At 58.8% G+C, this 1,051-nt stretch carries 1 pseudogene; it reads right to left on the reverse strand.

Annotated features, from left to right (window positions below):
- Nucleotides 1–386 precede the first annotated feature (386 nt).
- Nucleotides 387–956: pseudogene (locus BMX57_RS20260) on the reverse strand (protein NO VEIN domain-containing protein); the annotation flags it as partial.
- Between the last annotated feature and the right edge of the window lie 95 nt (nt 957–1,051).

The following is a 1,051-nucleotide window of genomic DNA, read 5'->3' on the forward strand; positions in this document are numbered from 1 at the left end:
CGTCCATTTTGCCGTCCAGTCCTCTGCCTAATCTCGACAGCAGGACTCGCACAGACAGCCTCAGAGCGGCAGGAGGGGATCGGCGAGGCGCTTACGCCTAGGTGTCTGATGTTGACGAGGAAATCGCACGGCGACCCTCCAACCCTTGCCGCTTAAGGGCACCTAAATATGTGATTTTGCGTTGAATTTGACGCCGCAAAAAACGCCTATTCGGAATGTGCCGCTGAATTATTCCCGGGAAGTCAGTGCGTTAACCGTATTGTTGCCGCATAGCGTACAGGGGTGCGGCTGAATAAAGTCAATCACAACAACCAGTTGCCTGCCGGATGCGGCACCTCTTTTATCTCGCGCTCCATTGGTGCGCTGTTTCGGTGACCGTGTCTCGTTCAGTGAAAGCTTGCTTGAAAACTGGTTGCGGTCAGCGACACATGCGCATCAAGCGGCGGGCGCAACTCGAAAGCCTTGGGCGTTCGTGCGAAGTTCCAAAGGCGAAACAAGCACCATTCCTCGCGCCGTTCATCTGCCACGGCAATTTCATTGCGCGATATATGGAACGGCGTGCGTTCCCAGCCGTTTGTGGTCTTCACCTCGATGAGACGCTGCCGTCCGTCTGCATCGAAACTGGCAATATCGTAGCCTGCGCCATCGCCGTCTTCTTCGGACACCCAGCGGATTTGCTGCGCAAGATCCTCTCGCCCCACTGCGGTCAGAGCGTCACGCTCGTGCTTCAAGACGCGCTCTTCCCCGGCCTTGCCAAGGGCGCGGTTGCGCTCATCCCGCGCGGCCACGTCGAACTTTCTGGCGATGTGGAGCATCTGCTCAAGCTCGTCCGGCGGCGGTTGGTTGGTCAACGTCGGTGCAGGCCCGACCCAGAGTTGCGCCGCCTCTGCCATGCCGTCAACTGGCCGGGAAGAAAGGGGGCGGTGCGTCCAGCCGGGGTTGCAATCCAGCCACCGTAAGCTAATGGGATGAACTGCCTTCCCACCAACCCGCTGCTACCGTGGCGGGCATAGGTGGAGAGAGGAGCATCTGATGGACATCAAGGTTCTGG

Origin of the sequence: Cribrihabitans marinus (assembly GCF_900109035.1) — a bacterium.
Lineage (GTDB): Bacteria > Pseudomonadota > Alphaproteobacteria > Rhodobacterales > Rhodobacteraceae > Cribrihabitans > Cribrihabitans marinus.